Source organism: Leptolyngbya sp. FACHB-8, from assembly GCF_014695575.1.
Taxonomy (GTDB): Bacteria; Cyanobacteriota; Cyanobacteriia; order Elainellales; family Elainellaceae; genus Vacuolonema.
The window spans coordinates 61,686-78,158 of sequence record NZ_JACJOO010000055.1 but is presented as its reverse complement, the minus strand read 5'-3'; the positions used below and the strand labels follow the sequence as shown (position 1 = coordinate 78,158).

The 16,473-nt window shown below is 52.1% G+C and carries 16 protein-coding genes; 6 read left to right on the top strand and 10 right to left on the bottom strand.

Annotation, left to right across the window (positions count from 1 at the left end):
- Nucleotides 1–49: 49 nt before the first annotated feature.
- Both map and H6F91_RS13620 read right to left on the bottom strand, forming a co-directional pair.
- Nucleotides 50–877 (bottom strand): type I methionyl aminopeptidase, encoded by an 828-nt coding sequence (gene map / locus H6F91_RS13625; protein ID WP_190789384.1) that lies wholly within the window; start codon nt 875–877, stop codon nt 50–52.
- A 168-nt stretch (nt 878–1,045) separates the two neighbouring features.
- The gene (locus H6F91_RS13620; protein WP_190775611.1) at nt 1,046–1,510 is read right to left on the bottom strand and encodes a cupredoxin domain-containing protein; all 465 of its coding nucleotides are present in this window, start codon (nt 1,508–1,510) and stop codon (nt 1,046–1,048) included.
- 272 nt (nt 1,511–1,782) lie between these two features.
- Between H6F91_RS13620 and H6F91_RS13615 the strand changes: the two genes are divergently transcribed.
- The 4 genes from H6F91_RS13615 to H6F91_RS13600 all read left to right on the top strand — a co-directional run bounded on the left by H6F91_RS13615 (nt 1,783) and on the right by H6F91_RS13600 (nt 5,305).
- Nucleotides 1,783–2,214, top strand: coding sequence for a DUF309 domain-containing protein (locus tag H6F91_RS13615; protein ID WP_190775612.1), 432 nt, complete (start codon nt 1,783–1,785; stop codon nt 2,212–2,214).
- Nucleotides 2,215–2,677: 463 nt separating this feature from the next.
- Complete coding sequence (locus H6F91_RS13610; RefSeq protein WP_242035779.1) at nt 2,678–3,223, top strand: LptA/OstA family protein; 546 nt, start codon at nt 2,678–2,680, stop codon at nt 3,221–3,223.
- Between the two features lie 144 nt (nt 3,224–3,367).
- Nucleotides 3,368–4,096 carry an LPS export ABC transporter ATP-binding protein gene (gene lptB, locus H6F91_RS13605; RefSeq protein WP_190774704.1) on the top strand — a complete coding sequence of 243 codons (729 nt, stop codon included), beginning with the start codon at nt 3,368–3,370 and terminating at the stop codon, nt 4,094–4,096.
- 27 nt (nt 4,097–4,123) lie between these two features.
- Nucleotides 4,124–5,305, top strand: a complete 1,182-nt coding sequence (locus H6F91_RS13600) for an LptF/LptG family permease (protein ID WP_190774703.1) — start codon at nt 4,124–4,126, stop codon at nt 5,303–5,305.
- A 165-nt stretch (nt 5,306–5,470) separates the two neighbouring features.
- Here H6F91_RS13600 and H6F91_RS13595 read toward each other — a convergent pair whose 3' ends face one another.
- The 3 genes from H6F91_RS13595 to H6F91_RS13585 form a co-directional block, all read right to left on the bottom strand.
- Nucleotides 5,471–6,649 carry an endo-1,4-beta-xylanase gene (locus tag H6F91_RS13595; protein WP_190774702.1) on the bottom strand — a complete coding sequence of 393 codons (1,179 nt, stop codon included), beginning with the start codon at nt 6,647–6,649 and terminating at the stop codon, nt 5,471–5,473.
- 161 nt (nt 6,650–6,810) lie between these two features.
- On the bottom strand, nt 6,811–7,176 hold the full coding sequence (locus H6F91_RS13590; protein ID WP_190774701.1) for a hypothetical protein: 366 nt from the start codon (nt 7,174–7,176) through the stop codon (nt 6,811–6,813).
- A gap of 360 nt (nt 7,177–7,536) precedes the next feature.
- Nucleotides 7,537–8,958 (bottom strand): NADP-dependent isocitrate dehydrogenase, encoded by a 1,422-nt coding sequence (locus tag H6F91_RS13585; RefSeq protein WP_190774700.1) that lies wholly within the window; start codon nt 8,956–8,958, stop codon nt 7,537–7,539.
- 719 nt (nt 8,959–9,677) lie between these two features.
- Between H6F91_RS13585 and H6F91_RS13580 the strand changes: the two genes are divergently transcribed.
- Both H6F91_RS13580 and H6F91_RS13575 read left to right on the top strand, forming a co-directional pair.
- Entirely contained in the window at nt 9,678–10,352 is a 675-nt protein-coding gene (locus H6F91_RS13580) for a response regulator transcription factor (RefSeq protein ID WP_190774699.1), read from the top strand.
- Between the two features lie 245 nt (nt 10,353–10,597).
- Nucleotides 10,598–11,272, top strand: coding sequence for a GUN4 domain-containing protein (locus H6F91_RS13575; RefSeq protein ID WP_190774705.1), 675 nt, complete (start codon nt 10,598–10,600; stop codon nt 11,270–11,272).
- A 329-nt stretch (nt 11,273–11,601) separates the two neighbouring features.
- Here H6F91_RS13575 and H6F91_RS13570 read toward each other — a convergent pair whose 3' ends face one another.
- The 5 genes from H6F91_RS13570 to rpaB form a co-directional block, all read right to left on the bottom strand.
- Complete coding sequence (locus tag H6F91_RS13570; protein ID WP_190772472.1) at nt 11,602–12,276, bottom strand: lysophospholipid acyltransferase family protein; 675 nt, start codon at nt 12,274–12,276, stop codon at nt 11,602–11,604.
- Nucleotides 12,277–12,308: 32 nt separating this feature from the next.
- Nucleotides 12,309–13,199 (bottom strand): ACP S-malonyltransferase, encoded by an 891-nt coding sequence (fabD, locus tag H6F91_RS13565; RefSeq protein ID WP_190772471.1) that lies wholly within the window; start codon nt 13,197–13,199, stop codon nt 12,309–12,311.
- Between the two features lie 238 nt (nt 13,200–13,437).
- The gene (locus tag H6F91_RS13560) at nt 13,438–14,442 is read right to left on the bottom strand and encodes a beta-ketoacyl-ACP synthase 3 (protein WP_190772470.1); all 1,005 of its coding nucleotides are present in this window, start codon (nt 14,440–14,442) and stop codon (nt 13,438–13,440) included.
- On the bottom strand, nt 14,442–15,512 hold the full coding sequence (plsX, locus tag H6F91_RS13555) for a phosphate acyltransferase PlsX (protein WP_190772469.1): 1,071 nt from the start codon (nt 15,510–15,512) through the stop codon (nt 14,442–14,444). The genes H6F91_RS13560 and plsX overlap by 1 nt, the downstream gene beginning before the upstream one ends.
- A gap of 77 nt (nt 15,513–15,589) precedes the next feature.
- A complete protein-coding gene (gene rpaB / locus H6F91_RS13550) occupies nt 15,590–16,342 on the bottom strand; it encodes a response regulator transcription factor RpaB (RefSeq protein ID WP_190772468.1) in 753 nt (250 codons plus the stop codon).
- Nucleotides 16,343–16,473 lie beyond the last annotated feature (131 nt).

The window sequence follows — 16,473 nt, the reverse complement described above, 5'->3', positions numbered from 1 at the left end:
ACACCACACCCGGCACAAATGCTCTCAGTATTTTGTATGAATAGAACGACTATAGCTGAGTGCGATCGGTCAGAATTTCATAACCCGTTGCGGTCACCAGAACCGTATGTTCAAACTGGGCTGAGAGGGAGCGATCGACCGTTACCACGGTCCAGCGATCGCTCAAGGTCTTGGTAAACTTACTGCCCACATTGACAATCGGCTCAATCGCCAGAGTCATGCCCGGTTTCAGCTTCACATTGGGCAGCTCCTTGGTGCGGTAATTGAACACCGAAGGTTCTTCGTGCAGATTGCGCCCAACACCATGTCCGGTGTAGTCCTCCACGATATGGAGACCTGTGGGTTTGACATAATCCTCGATCGCCCCAGCAATATCCATCAGGGTATTACCGGGCTTCACCTGCTCAATGCCTTTGTATAAGGCTTCTTCCGCTACCTTAATCAGTTCTGCCGCTGGCTTTGAAACTTCACCGACTGCAATCGTGATGCAAGAATCACCATGAAAGCCCTGGAAGTAAGCGCCGGTATCGACCTTGAGCACATCCCCTTTGCGAATTACCTTGCGGCGGTTGGGAATACCATGCACGACTTCATTGTTAATACTGGAACAAATAGACCCCGGAAAGCCATGATATCCCTTGAAACTTGGGGTTGCTCCCATCTCGCGAATGCGATGCTCAGCATGAGCATCCAGATCTGCTGTGGTCATACCCGGCTCCACCATCGCCGCGATCTCGTTTAACACAGTCGCAACGATGCGGCCTGACTGCCGCATGATAGCGATTTCCTCAGCATTTTTAATTTCGATACGGCGGCCCTGGTTGGTAACACGGGGCGGTGGTGTGGGCAGGGAAAGCAGATTGGTGAGGAAATTCATGGGTAATAGCAGACAGGGGGTGGAGTGTCAGTACAGGTAGGGTGGGCAATTTTTGGTGGGATGGCAAAGTTAAACCGGCCCATTTTTAAAGTAACGCAAGTTATTCCGAATCCGCTGACGATCAGCAAGAGTGGCGCTACGCAGCGTACAGAACCACCCCTTGCAAGATTAGGGGGCGATCGCAAGCTCGCCCACCATGCCACCTTCAGCGTGTCCTGCAACGGTACACTTCAGCTGATAGGTGCCAGCTTTCAAGGGCACAAACACCCATTCTGCCACGGCACCTGGCTTCAGTTCCAGTTCATGGATTGCCCCTTTCACTTCTACGTTGCCTGCTTCGACTTTCTGGGTCCAGATACCGTCAGCAAAGTCCTTCGAGGTGAAATAGTGCTTCAGAGAACTGGGGTTATCGAGGGTCAGGCGATAACGCTTACCTGCTGAAAACTCCAGGTGGTCGGGTACAAATTTGAGGTCTCCAGCTTCAGTACCCAGGTGAACGGTTACATCAGTCACCATGTTCTGGTTAGCGGGGCTGGCGAGCGCCACTGCCGCTTCAGGTAGGACTCCCCCAATCCATACCAGGGCAACCAACCCCACCAAAAGAATGTTCCAGATCCATTGTGTTTGTCGCATTACGAACCTCCTGGGATAGGGGGAGTAGACCCCATTCTTTTACCGTTAAGATGTTGGAAGCAAACCGATAAAGCACTTCCAGGCTCAAACCTAACCAATTGTCTTTACTCTACATTTCATTGGGGTAGTGTTCTAGAGCTGTGGATAGGGTGTGGTGAAGGGAGCCGTTATGCCCCTTTCACCACACCCTATCCACAGGTTTGAACCATGACACTTTAGATGAACTGAGATAATTGGAAAGCAGAGGTCCATAGTTCTGGAGACATCGCAGCATGGATGACCCCATCCCAGTCGAATTTTGGCAAGGTATCGACGAGTTCAATCAGGGCGAGTATTACGCCTGCCACGATACCCTTGAGGCTATTTGGATGGAAGCGTCAGAACCACACCGCACTTTCTACCAGGGCATTCTACAAATGGCTGTAGCTCTGTATCACCTGGGCAATGGCAATGGCCGGGGGGCAGCCATTCTTCTCGGGGAGGGCATGAAGAGGCTGAGACCCTATCAACCCGATTATGCTGATGTGGATGTAGAAAGCCTTTTGGAGACGGGCTATGGCTTGCTTGTGGTGCTGCAATCCCTGCCGCCGGAGAGCCTACCAGAGTTCTGGCAGAGCCTGCTTGCAGGGAAGCATTCTGAGGTTTCTCTGCCCAGGGTTACCCGAGCAGCTCAGGGTGACACCTCACCTGCCCTAGAACACTAAGGAGATTTCCAGATAAGAACTTCCCCATTATTTGGAAAAAAGGCGCGGCGAAGCCGCGCCTTTTTTCCAAATAATGGGGAAATTGTTTCTCAGAAATCTCCTAAATTCCTTTCAGTCTGTTTCAAACGTATGGATGGGGTGTGGAAGGGACATTTCGTGCCCCTTCCACATCCCATCCACCGTCTAGAACACTTCCCTCCCTTCCGATTTAATTGAAACTCACTTTGGGATAAGCCTAAGTACACATCGAAAAAGCCTTTCACCCAAACTTCGGTTAAAAAGGTTTTTGAGATTTGATATGAGGCCGTGAGCTTCCCTGGAACCCAAGGCCATTGTCTAACGTCCGGGATCTCACCTGTCCGCCTCGTAAAGAGAATCAGTGTATGATGAAAACGCGATTCTGACGGATTCAGAACGCATTTCATCGTCCAATATTCGGTCTGGCTTCTCTTCGAGTTCTTCTATGAAGTCTCCGTTCCCTATGGCTCAACTATTTCGTCGTCGCTGCGCTGCCGGGCTCGCGATAGCTACGCTGACTACCGTTGTGGGAGTTGGGTTCATGCCCGCGAAATTGTCGGAGGCGATCGCCCAGACTGCCCCGGCCGTTGATCCCGAAGCTCGTCAACCCCTGCGCCTGGAATCTGACATCCAGGAAGCGAACTCCATCACAGGGGTCGTCACAGCTCGAGGTAATGTGCGCATCTTCTATCCTGCCCGCCAAATGCAAGCTACCGCTGTGCAGGCACAATACTTCAGCCGAGAGCGTCGCATTGTACTCACAGGCGATGTTTATGTGCTGCAAGCAGGCAACAGTATGCGCGGAGAAGCCATTACATACCTGCTAGATGAAGGGCGATTTGTGGCCTTCCCCGACCAGGGTGAACAGGTCGAAACCATTTACCTGGTGCCAGATAACACCCTGCCGGAGACGGTTCCAGGTGCCGCTGCTCCCCCGGCCGATGGCTTCAATCCAAAACCAGATTTTAAGGGGCCGACGAGCAATCCCTAGCTTCTTTAAAAATCTTGAGAGGTCTTCGGCCCCTCAATATTTTTGAAGTCTAGCGATTGACAAAACACCTGTTCAGGTCGCCGGGGCCAACCTGCTGGTAAAATCACAAAGACAGTCTTGGCACCGTATGACTGGGGTACGCCCTTGAAGATCCAGCTGGAAAATATCCATAAATCCTACGGCAAGCGAGCAGTCGTGAGCCGGGTCAATCTGTCGGTCGCGCAGGGAGAAATCGTTGGGCTATTGGGGCCAAACGGAGCCGGAAAGACCACCACTTTCTATATGGTGACGGGTATCGAAAGGCCGGATACCGGGCGTGTTTCCCTCAACAATCAAGATATTACCTCGCTGCCAATGCCTGAACGGGCTCGTCTAGGCATCGGCTATTTAGCACAAGAACCCAGTGTCTTTCGCAACTTGACCGTGCGAGACAATATCCTACTGGTGTTGCAGCAAACTCAAGTTCCCCGAGATGAGCAGGGCGATCGCCTGTACAAATTGCTCAAAGAATTTCGTTTAGAAAAGGTGGCCGATACCCTCAGTAGCCGTGTTTCCGGTGGAGAGCGTCGCCGTACCGAAATTGCCCGGGCTTTGGCCTCGGGTCCTGACGGTCCCAAATTTTTGCTGCTGGATGAGCCCTTTGCTGGAGTTGATCCGATTGCCGTTGCCGAGATTCAAACGATCATCGCCCGGTTACGCGATCGCCAAATGGGCATTTTGATTACCGACCACAATGTCCGGGAAACCCTGGCGATTACCGATCGTGCTTATATCATGCGCGACGGCCAAATTCTTGCCTACGGTACCACCCAGGAACTCTATCGCAACCCCCTGGTACGACAGTATTACCTGGGAGAGGCGTTTCAAGTTTAACGGTTCGCACATTCAAAACTTTTTGTTATGGCTACCAGCATTTCTAACTCGCCGCAACCGTTGTCCTGGAGCGATCGCCTCTTCCGCATCTCCGTGATGGATCGCTATTTATTTAGCGAATTGCTGGTTCCCTTTCTGTTTGGAGTCGGCATCTTTACTGCTCTTGGAGTCTCCCTCGGTAACCTGTTTTACCTGGTTAACCAGGTCATTGATAAGGGGTTGCCGATTACAGACGCGATGCAGGTAATGTTGCTGAACATTCCCCAGTTCATCGCCTATTCCTTCCCCACATCAGCGCTGCTCTCGGCTCTACTCACCTTCAGCCGCCTCTCCAGCGATAGCGAATTAGTCGCACTTAAAAGCTGTGGTGTAACGGTCTACCGCATGATCATCCCGGTCATGGTGTTTTGCGTGCTGCTGACGGGTCTGTTATTCCTCTTCAACGAAAACCTGGTACCTGCTGCGAATTACCGGGCGAAAACGACCCTCAACCGAGCTTTAGATCGCGCTGATCGCAATTTTCGCGAAGAAGATATTCTTTATCAAGAATTTGATAAAGTGCTGCGTCCCAATGGTCGAGAGGGCGAAATGATGTCTCGCCTCTTTTACGCCAAAGAGTTCGACGGCCAACAGATGAGGGGACTGACAATCCTGGATTTCTCCCGAGGTGAACTCAGCCAGATTATCAGTGCGAAAACGGCCGTTTGGGACCCTGAGACCAGTGTTTGGAATTTTCAGGATGGGACGATCTATGCCGTTTCTCCAGACGGTTCGTTCCGAAACATCATCAAATTTAAGCAGCAAACGCTTCAAATTCCTCGAGGCCCCTTGGATCTGGCGACAGAATCCCGTGATTACGGCGAGATGAACATTGCCCAATCCTTGGATTACCTTGACGTAATGAAACAGAGCGGTGACGTTGACAAAATCCGGGAATTAGAGGTCCGCATCCAACAAAAGTACGCCTTGCCCTTCACCTGCATCGCCTTTGGGCTTGTCGGAGCGGCCCTTGGGGCACAACTGCGTCGTACGGGCCGGGCAACAGCTTTTGCAGTCAGTATTGTGCTGCTCTTCGCCTATTATTTAATTGCATTCTTGACGGGGGCGATCGCCCAGGTTGGAGTCATTCCGCCAAGCTTTGGAGCCTGGTTCCCCAACCTTTTCGCTTTCAGTGCAGGGCTTTTCCTGCTGTACCGTGCATCTCGATAAATGAGGACTGATGCAATGTTGCGTGTGGTGTGCAAATACACCACACGCAACATTGCATCAGTCCTGAAGATATAGCAATGTGCAAGTGCGTTAAGTACAGCAACGGTGGTGTGGGGCACGAAGTGCCCCACACCACCGCACTTAATCAACGTGCACAGCGCTATATTACGACTGGGAGACCTGGCGAGGGGGGGCCTGGGCGATCGCCCGCGCAATGGCATTCCAGGCAAGTTTTGGCCGATGGTTCTGGTCGTAGGGAAGGGGCCGTACCGGGAGACCGTCTCGGCGAGGTTTTTCCCCAGACAACCAGGTGTAGCGATCGCTTAATCCCCAGGTAATCACCCCAATAACAGCTGCTTCCTGTAGCAGGATCGTCAAATAGTCTTCATAGGTAGCCGCGACGTAGCGATCGCGTAAATCAATATCTCGGGGTAACTGCTGGTCAATTACATCCAGCTCTGTCACCATAACTTTCAAGCCTAAACGAGCAATGCGGCCAAAATACTGCCGTAGCTTGCCAGCATGAATTTGCTGCAACTTGGCTGCATTCAAGTGAGCCTGGGTCCCCAAACCATGGATAGGAACTCCCTTATCCAACAAACGTTCGATTAATTGCAGGACTGCAACCCGCTTTTTCTCATCCTTGGGGTTAGCAAAATCTAGATTGAAGTCGTTGTAGAACAGCAAGGCTTTTGGATCAGCCTCATGGGCTAGCCGAAATGCTTTTTCGATATAGCTTTCACCCATTAACCGGAGCCAGGGTGTATTGCGAAGTCCCCGCGCTTGCCCCTGCCCCGGAGCGATCGCCTCATTCACCACATCCCACGAATGCATTTGCCCGGCATATCGTGATACCACGGTCTGGATATGGTCTGCCATAAACCGCTCAGCATTATTGGCATGAACAGTGTCCTTAAACCAGGGCGGTAAACCCTGGTGCCACACCAGGGTATGACCGCGCAGCATCATGTTGTGTTTCTGGGCAAAGTGAATCAGGCGATCGCCCCGCTCATAGTTATAAGTTGTGGGGGTTGGACGTAAAGCCTGCCACTTCAGCTCATTGGCAGGCACCAGCATGGCGCACTCCTGGGCAAACCGCTGGGCATAGACCGCATCTTCCCGGATGGGACGAGCGGTAGTGGATGCACCAAAGATGAGATTCTTGTCCCGAGCTCGGGCCTGAAGTGACTGAGAACCTTCAACGCTAAAATCGCGATCGCGAAGAGAACGTTCCAACCCTGAGGTTGCATCGATAATCTGATCCGTAGAGGCTGTGGCGAGCGCTCCCACCACGACTCCAGCCCCAAACTTCAAAAAACCGCGCCTGTCGAGGTGGTCACCCATGTGTCTTAATCCCTTCTAAAGACCCAAACAGATTGTGCGCGGTACGACGCACCACGCACAATCTGTATTGATCAGTTTTAGTGCTAAGGCGTACTTGAAAGCTACTCAGAAGGGTTGTTTTTCGTACAATTCACGCACGCAAAACAACTCTTGAGGCGGTCCTAATGCTTGCTTGGCATAGGCCTCACTAGATTGGGCAATTTTTGGGGAGGAATAGGAGCATACAGCCCTGGTGTCAGAATTGATGTGTGGCTCTGGGGTGGAATGCCCTGGGCAATACTGCCCTCTGGCAAAATCGAGACATGAGGCACATCCGAGCGGGAGGGGGCAGATGGGGGAAGAAAGGTTGGCAGGGGGGTCTGATGATCGTTGGTGTGAAAGACGGAGCTTCCCAAAATGGTTGTATGGGTTTGAGGTTTGATGCTCGATAACGAGGAATCAATCAGGAGAGATTCCTGCGGCGGCGATAGAAAAGCTTCGACGGGGTTGCTACCTCGAGGGGGAATAATTGAGCCGCTATATTCCATAGTTCTTAGCTCCAGATAAAGGGTGAATCAGGCCCAAATGATGAAGCGCGCGGGCCATGTTTCACTATATCGGCTTTAGTCTTCGTGGGATATGAATAAATACAGCAGACAGCAATTCTCAGTATGGGCATCAAAGCCAAGAGTTCACGCCCTACGGGCGTGAACTCTTGGCTTTGATGCCCGAGAACCGCGCGCCTTTGGCGCGCGGTTCTCGGGCCTGATTTCAAAATGAGAATTGCTGTACAGCAGAAGAGATAGAGTGCTAACCCTTGTCAGGGGAAAGCATTCAGTAGACCATTCCAGCTTCCCGGTAAATTCTACTGAATGCTTCGCGCCTACCCTCCTGGGAAAACGAATGCCCTAGAAGTGACGGATAATAGCTTCAGCGAACTCCGAGCACTTCAATGGTGGCTCAACCGGAGGCTCCATCAGGCGTGCCAGGTCATAGGTGACTTCCCGATTGGAAATAGCTGCGGCAATCCCTTTTTTAATCAGGTCTGCGGCTTCCTGCCAGCCCATGTACTCCAGCATCATTACGCCCGAAAGGATGACCGAACCGGGGTTAATCCGATCTAACCCAGCATGCTTGGGAGCGGTACCGTGGGTCGCCTCGAAAATGGCAGCTTCGTCCCCAATGTTTGCCCCAGGCCCCATACCCAATCCGCCAACGATCGCCGCTGCCGCATCGGACAGGTAGTCCCCATTCAGGTTCATCGTTGCCAGAATGGAGTACTCATCGGGGCGGGTTTGAATTTGCTGGAAGATACTATCGGCGATGCGATCGTTCACCATCACCTTGTTCTTCCACTGGCCATTGCCATGGGTTTCCCAGATGGCATCCAGCACAGATTGCACCTCATCACAGGCCTGGGCTTTCTTCTCAGCAGTCAGGTTGTCATACCCCGGCTCAATCATCCGGGCGTTATCTTCCAGACTGATGTCGGGATTCTTCTCCTTATTGCTGAGAATCCAGGATTCCCGTTCCGTCACACACTCGTTGCGGAATTCCGTCTGGGCTAGCTCATAGCCCCAATCTCGGAACGCCCCCTCCGTGTATTTCATAATGTTGCCCTTGTGCACCAGGGTGACCTGCTGCTTCTCTTGAGGCAACCGCAGGGCATGCATAATGGCACGGCGCACCAGGCGCTGCGACCCTTTTTTACTAATGGGCTTAATACCAATACCAGAATCCAGGGGAATGCGCTTCTTACCGTGTTCCGGAGTGGCAGGGATAAGGTCTTCGTTAAGCAGTTTGATGAGGCGATCGCCCACCTCACTTCCCTGTTTCCACTCAATCCCCAAGTAGATGTCTTCCGTGTTCTCCCGATAAACAATAACATCCAGCTTTTCAGGAGTTTTGTGGGGTGAGGGAGTACCGTCGTAATACTTGCAGGGGCGGACGCAAGCATACAGGTCAAAGATTTGTCTCAGAGCTACATTGAGGGAGCGAATGCCTCCACCAATGGGGGTCGTTAGCGGTCCTTTAATGGCCACTTTAAACTCACGGATGGCCTCTAACGTATCTTCGGGGAGATATTGATAGGTGCCGTAGAGGTCGCAGGCTTCGTCGCCGGCATAGACCTTAAACCAGACGATGTGGCGTTCGCCCCCGTAGGCTTTTTCTACCGCTGCATCAAAGACCCGCTGTGCCGCAGGCCAAATATCTACCCCCGTCCCATCCCCACGAATGAACGGAATAATGGGGTCGTTCGGCACTACAGGTTCATTATTTTCAAAGGTAATGCGAGAGCCCTGCGTGGGAGGCGTAATTTTTTCGTACATAAGCCGAGACGGGAAGAGGTATTAGGATCGTCGAACATGAGGCATGATAGCCCCAAAGGGGTGCCGATTGCAGATGTTCTGCCCTCAATTTAGAGAACCTATCCAATGCAAGCTGTTCATTAACAACAGTCATGAATAGATAACTCGCCGCTAATCTATACCCCTTTTCGAACTGAGCGGGATGCCAGACTTCGTCCCACGCCCCTCAGTTCGAAAAATGCTGTAAGACTGCGTTCAGAAAGATTCCTCTTATAGAGTAGCTGCCACACAGCCTGTACTCCTAGTAGGCTGCGGCCTAACACGACCTATGTTTTTGTGTGGGGTGCTTCGCACCCCACACAAAAACATAGGCAATGGATTTCCAACTCAGCGTACCAGTCAGAAGTGGGAGCCTTACTTCACTCCTTATCATGAGTACAGGCTCTATGGTTATGGGTTAACAGGAAAATGAACGATTGTTCAGCCATTGCGTTATGCTTATGGTTTCAAACAATAACCTGCCTGCGGGGTATGTATTCCAATCGGGTTAGGCATTGTATATCCTTCCCTTTGAAAATATTTAACCTTGAAACCACCCATAGCCATTCCAGACCAACACAATGAAATGTAGGGATAGATGGACATGAGGACGGTTCGCAAGGCGAATCATATTTTTCAAGCCGATTTAACACCCCTTTGTTTTAACTACAGAGTGCGGCAGGAGCCATGCTGATACTCGAATGAAACGGATATTGATTGTTGATGATGACGCAACATTGCGAACAGCCTTAACCCGCTATCTGCAAAATCGTGGATATGTGGTGCAAGAGGCGCGGTCGGGGTTAGAAGCGCTCACAATCTTTGAAAGCGACCCCGCCGATGTAGTCGTGTCAGACGTCATGATGCCTGAAATGGATGGGCTAGAATTCTGCCGCCGCCTTCGAGCTACACGAATGGGGCAATTGGTGCCCTTCATCTTTCTCTCCAGCCGTAAGGAACTGGAAGACCGGGTAGAAGGCCATCAAACTGGAGCGGATGATTATCTGGTCAAGCCTTTCGAGTTAAAGGAACTGGTGGCCAAAATTGAAGCCCAGTTAGAGCGATCGCGCCGGGTCAACTCAGAGATCGTACGGCTGATGCAGCAAAACGCTCTGGTTACTCCTAGCCCTGCACCACCTACAGCCCTACGACCTCTTCCACTAACGCCAGCAGAGGAAAAGGTGTTTTGGGAAGTGATCAAGGGCTATACCAATAAGCAGATTGGCGATCGCCTCTTTGTCAGCCCTCGTACCGTACAAACGCACCTCAGCAATATTCTCAGCAAGCTGGGGCTCGAAAACCGTCTACAGCTGATTCGGTATGCTTTTGAGCATGGCTATCAACCCCCCGAATCCCTTGATGAATCGGAGTTGTAGTCCCTGGTTCCTGGCCTCTATCTATCTAAAAAACAACGTTTCAAGCATCTTCTAGGCAGAAATCCTTCCTGAAAGCCTTGAAACGTTCCCCTTTCCCGCTAAAGTGAAGAATGGCAGGTTGCTAACCTGTCGTTCATTCGCGCGTTACTAAGGTATCCACAGTCATCATGGTTGAGGGGCAAATTGGGCAAAACTATCCCACCACATCTCAGGATGATGCCGCTGAACCAAATCCTACCGAATTTATGAATGAGTTTTTAACCCGGCTACGGTCGGAATCTGAGAAAAACCAACTGCGCTTGGTTCAGGATCTGGCCGATAAGGGCGAGGCAGGTCTGGATGCTCTGATGGAGTGGTGCCTAGAACGGCAGGGTATGCCCGCAGCTCCTACAGATGGGAAAGTGCATCAATTACTGGTGGCCGCTAAAACCCCAAAAACTGAGGCATTTGTAGGCAAGCACTTGGTAGAAGGGGTTGTGGAGCTCCGTTCTCAAGCCTCTGTTGATTACCGTCCCATTGCTCAGCTGTTAGCCCAACGAGATTTCGAAGAGGCCGACCGTACCACGCTGGCAAAGCTGTGTGAGTTGGCAGGTGATACGGCCGTAAAACGTGGCTGGCTCTACTTTACTGAGGTCGAACAATTTCCCAGCGAAGACCTGCAGACCCTCGATCGCCTCTGGCGCGTTTACTCTGAAGGCAAATTCGGCTTTTCAGTACAGCGGGAATTATGGCTCGGTACAGGTAAAAATTGGGACAAGCTATGGCCGATGATTGGCTGGAAGAGCGGCAACACATGGACGCGTTATCCTAAAGAATTTATCTGGGATCTATCAGCTCCCCGGGGGCATCTACCTCTCTCAAATCAACTCCGAGGTGTCCGCGTCATGGCCTCACTACTCACCCACCCAGCCTGGTCATAACACTTTTACCTTTTTAGTACTTCACCCTATCCCACCTGTCTTGAATAGCTGCAGCCATTCAAGACAGGTGGGGCGGAGCGTTGTGCTTCACCACTCTTCTTGTCCCAATAAAATGGTCAGAACTTACGCATTTGTGTCGGGTGTGGTGTACAAAGCACACCCGACACAAATGCTCTCAATATACTGAACTTGCGTAAGCCCTGATGGTTTTGCTGCATGATCTCAGCAGTTCTCAGTATGGGCCTCAAAGCCAAGAGTTCGCGCCCTACGGGCGCGAACTCTTGGCTTTGAGGCCCATACTGAGAACTGCTGGCATGATCTACAGCCTCTCAGCGCTGTAGATCATGCAGCCCGTGAATCGTTTCCACGCATTTTTGGGTTACCGCTTCCAGGACTTCTCGTTCGCCTGAAACGGGAGGAGGAATGACTTCGCCAATGCGAATGGTTAGGGGAACGGGTTGGGGAAACCTGGCTCCTTTGGGGATGATGTTCTGAGTTCCCCAAAGGCTGACCGGGAGCAAAGGGGTCTGAGTTTTGGCAGCAATCATGGCGGCCCCTAGCTTGGCTGCAGAAATACGGCCATCGGGAGTGCGCGTACCCGAGAGAAACACACCAACCGCCCAGCCTGCTTCAAGTTGTGCGATCGCAGCCCGAATTGCGCTCCGATCTGCAGACCCCCGCTTCACCGGGTAAGCTCCGTACAGCCGGATCGCCTGCTTCAATATCGGCACCTTGAACAGTTCCTCCTTTGCCATGTAGGACACTGGGCGACGCACACTACAGGAGAGCAGCGGCGGGTCAAAGTCGCTGGCATGGTTTGCCACAATCAACAGTGGCCCGTTGCGAGGCACATTCTCAGCGCCGTAAACCTTTCCCCGAAAATAAATACCCAGCGTGGGAGCGACCACCGACCATTTGAACAGGTGGTAAAGGGCAAGACTGGGCCAGGGTTCGCGATCGCGGCTCACGGTAACTCTACAATTAAGTACAACAAGAAATGCCATGAACGCAGGCGCTACCCACGCTCATTTAGGGTTTAAACGCTCAGGCGCTCGAGGTCAGCGATCGACCCCACATTCTCTAAAGCTAAATCAGGACTGGTACGCTTCACCAAACCAGTCAGCACCTTACCAGGGCCAATCTCGATCACCTGCTCCACCCCTTCTTGAGGAAGTTGCAGGGAAATTTCGCGCCACCGTACCGAACCCGTCATTTGTTGGGAGAGACGATCCTTGAGCACCGACGCGTCGGTTGCAGGTGTTGGATCTACATTAGACAGTACAGGTACGGACGCATCTTGGAACGAGATGCTATCCAAAATTTGCTGAAATTCGCTCGCGGCATCTGCCATCAGTGGCGAGTGAAACGCACCACTAACATTTAGTTTTACGGCCCGCTTTGATTTCACGTTAGCCATTACAGCATCGACAGCCTGAGGGGTTCCCGAAATCACAACCTGAGCGGAGTTGTTGTCGTTGGCAAGTACGACATCGGGGGTCTGGGCGATTTGCTGCTCCAATTGCTCTCGATCGAAGCCAATGAGGGCAGCCATTGCCCCCTCAGAGGCAGTGTCCATCAGTTCAGCCCGACGCTTGACCAATTGCAGACCCGCTTCAAAACTGAGCACACCAGCCGCGTAAAGGGCCACGTATTCGCCCAAGCTGTGGCCTGCCACAACAGTAGGCCGATGACCTCGTTGGCGCATCAGATCAACCAAAACAGCCTCAATGACATACAAGCAGGGTTGGGTGTAGAGGGTCTTGGAAACCTTGTCATCCTCGCTCTGGCAAATCTCGGGAACCGACCAACCCAGAATGGCCTCAGCTTGCTCAAAACGCGCCTTACCCTCTGGCAGGTCAATCAAATCAGCACCCATGCCAATTGCCTGTGATCCCTGTCCGGGAAACACCCACGCTGCATTCGTCATTTCTCTAACCTGAATCTAAACAAATTCTTAAGGGATGAAAGCCAGAGGCTCCCCCAAAAATCCTACCGGAATGGGTAACACTTGAGAGGTTTCCGTTCGAAAAGTTATCCGCTCAGAGCAAAGGCTCAGGCTTTCATGCGCTGAAACAAAAGTCTTTCGTGCGCATTACACACGAAAGATGAGGCCTCGGCGGCCTGCTCAAAATGTATTTTTTCAAACGTTACCTATAAAACAGGCTTTAGCGGCCCCAGCGGAAAATAGATGAGCCCCAGGTTAGACCTGCTCCGAATCCTGCCGTTACAATCACCTGACCCGGTTGCACTTTACCCGATCGCACCCATGTATCCAGAGCCAAAGGGATTGAGGCAGCCGAGGTGTTACCATACTCAGCCATATTGCTCATGACCCGCTCTGCTGGGATGCCCAAACGATCAGCAACCGCATCAAGAATGCGCTGGTTAGCCTGATGTAGCAACAGCCAATCTACCTGATCGACGGTCAGATTGGCCCGGAACAAAGCTTTTTCAATGACTTCAGGAACACGCCGCACAGCAAAGCGATAGACTTCCTGACCATTCATCGTAATGGGGTGGAAGGTACCCTTACGGACTTCGACTTCATCTCTAAGGACATGGGCTTCGCTCTGATACGCCAGATTCAGGCAACCATTAAGGGTGCCATCGCTGCGCAATTCAAATCCTAGAAGATTGTCCTGAGTATCGCTTGCTTGTAGAACGACAGCTCCAGCACCATCCCCAAAGAGGACACAGGTACGGCGATCGCCCCAATCCACCCAACGAGATAGCACATCCGCCCCAATCAACAACACAGTCCGATAGGCACCAGTGCGAATGTATTGCGAAGCCGTCACCATGCCAAAAACAAAGCCTGAGCAGGCCGCTGTCAGATCAAAAGCAACGGCCTGGGGGGCCCCCAGCTCGTGCTGAATCTGACAGGCAGTGCCAAACAGGTCATCCGGTGTAGAGGTCGCTAATAGAATCAGATCCAGAGATTCTGGAGCAACCCCAGCCATTTCGAGGGCTTGGCGACCTGCGGTAGCAGCAAGCGATCGCAGCGAATCCTCAGGGCCAGCAATACGCCGTCGGCGGATGCCTGTGCGGCTTGAGATCCACTCGTCAGAGGTCTCTACGACCCGGCTAAGGGCGTCGTTATCCAAAACTGTAGCGGGGGCACTGGAACCACATCCTGTGACCATTACCCCTGCACCGAACCGTTCCAGCATTACTCGTTAACCTCTGGTTGATCAGTGCTCCGGGAGAGAGCTTGGCCCTCAGCCGCTACTGATTCAGATTGTTCAAATTGGGCACGAATCCGCTCCAGGACACGGTGATCAACCGCTTCCTTTGCCATACGGATAGCATTGAAAATGGAGGGAGCCTGGGAGCTGCCATGGCTAATAATACAAACCCCAGCGACCCCAAGTAACAAGCCACCGCCATGCTCGGCATGGTCAATGCGTTGTTTAATGCGACGCAGGTTTGGCTTGAGCAGCATGGTTCCAAGTTTCCCATTGAGGCCCTGAGGCAGCTCCTCCCGAATGGTTTGAAGCATCACCTCACCAATGGCTTCAGCGAACTTCAGCAACACATTCCCGACAAAGCCATCACAGACCACCACATCGAAATGCCCCGACAGAACATCTCGGCCTTCAGCATTTCCAACGAAGGAGATACGGGGGTTGTCTTGCAGCATCTGATGAGCTCGGACGGCCAAATCATTTCCCTTGGTGGATTCCTCCCCAATATTGATCAGGCCAACCTTTGGCTCGGCAGTACCCAGCACATACTTGGAATACACCTGACCCATCAGGGCAAATTGCTCTAGAAACTTAGGTCGGCAGTCAACGTTGGCCCCAACATCCAGCACCAACACGGGCTTGGAAACCATCGTCGGTAGTACCGCTCCAATAGCAGGGCGATCGATGCCTGGTAGACGCCCCAGGCGCAGTAGAGCAGAAGCCATCGCTGCTCCAGAGTGCCCCGCTGACACGACCGCATCAGCTTGCCCCTGCTTCACCAAATCCATTGCGACATTAATGGAGGCACGAGGCTTACGACGGATACCAGTAAGCGGTTCCTCGTGCATCTCGATGACGCCCTCTGCCGGAATAATTTCCATATTTGCTGAAGCATTGTGTTGCTCCAGGGATGCTTTGACCTGCTGAGGGTCTCCGACTAGCAGAACGTCGGCATCCAATTCTTCCTGTGCCCTCAGTGCCCCAGCGACAATCTCTGAAGGGGCATAGTCTCCGCCCATCGCATCAACGGCGATCCGTGCTCGAGTTAAACCCATTCGCTCGAAGTGATAGAAACCTCAAAAATTCTATCAGATGGACGATCTCCCCTAACGGCTTTGAAGGAAGAAATCGCTCATCCAAGTACTTTTTCTTCCCCAGGTGGGACAATTCGCTGGAAGAGATAGCCAGTACCACGGGCTGTCAAGATTAGTTCAGGGTTGCTGGGGTCATCCTCCAGCTTGGCCCGCAGACGGGAGATGTGTACATCCACGACTCGGGTATCTACATGACGCTCAGGAGTGTAGCCCCAAACTTCCTGGAGGATTTCGGAGCGGGAGAAGGGCTCGCCGGACTTACCAACTAGCAGTTCTAGCAGGCTAAATTCCATACCTGTGAGCCGAATGCGCTCGTCACCTTTGTAAACTTGACGCTTGTTAGTATCGATACGAATTGTATTGATCTGGATAACGCCAGAGCTGGGAATACCCGTGGTACCCGTCTTTTCGACGCGGCGCAGAACGGAGCGGATGCGGGCTTCCAGTTCTTTTGGGGAGAAAGGCTTGACGACATAGTCATCGGCCCCTAATTCAAGGCCGGTGATCCGGTCGGCAACGTCTCCTAAGGCCGTTAACATAATAATAGGGACGTCAGATTCTTTACGCAGCTCTTGACAAACCCCGTACCCGTCTAGCTTTGGCATCATCACATCGAGCACAACGAGATCGGGGTCAGCGTGCCGGAAGGTATCCAGCGCTTCTTCCCCATCGGCGGCGGTGACAACGTCGTATCCAATCATGGAGAGACGGGTTTCAAGGATACGACGGATGCTGGCTTCGTCATCGACTACCAGAATTTTTTCTTTGTGGTTCTCCAATTTACTCAACACTCCTTGAAACGAATCTTTTGGATGTTAATTTCTTTCACCCTTTCACTAAAGATAGTAGCTTAATTGACTTTTCATAGATTGTCGAAAATGTGGTGAACCATACATTTCAGCCTTTTTTAATATTTGTACAA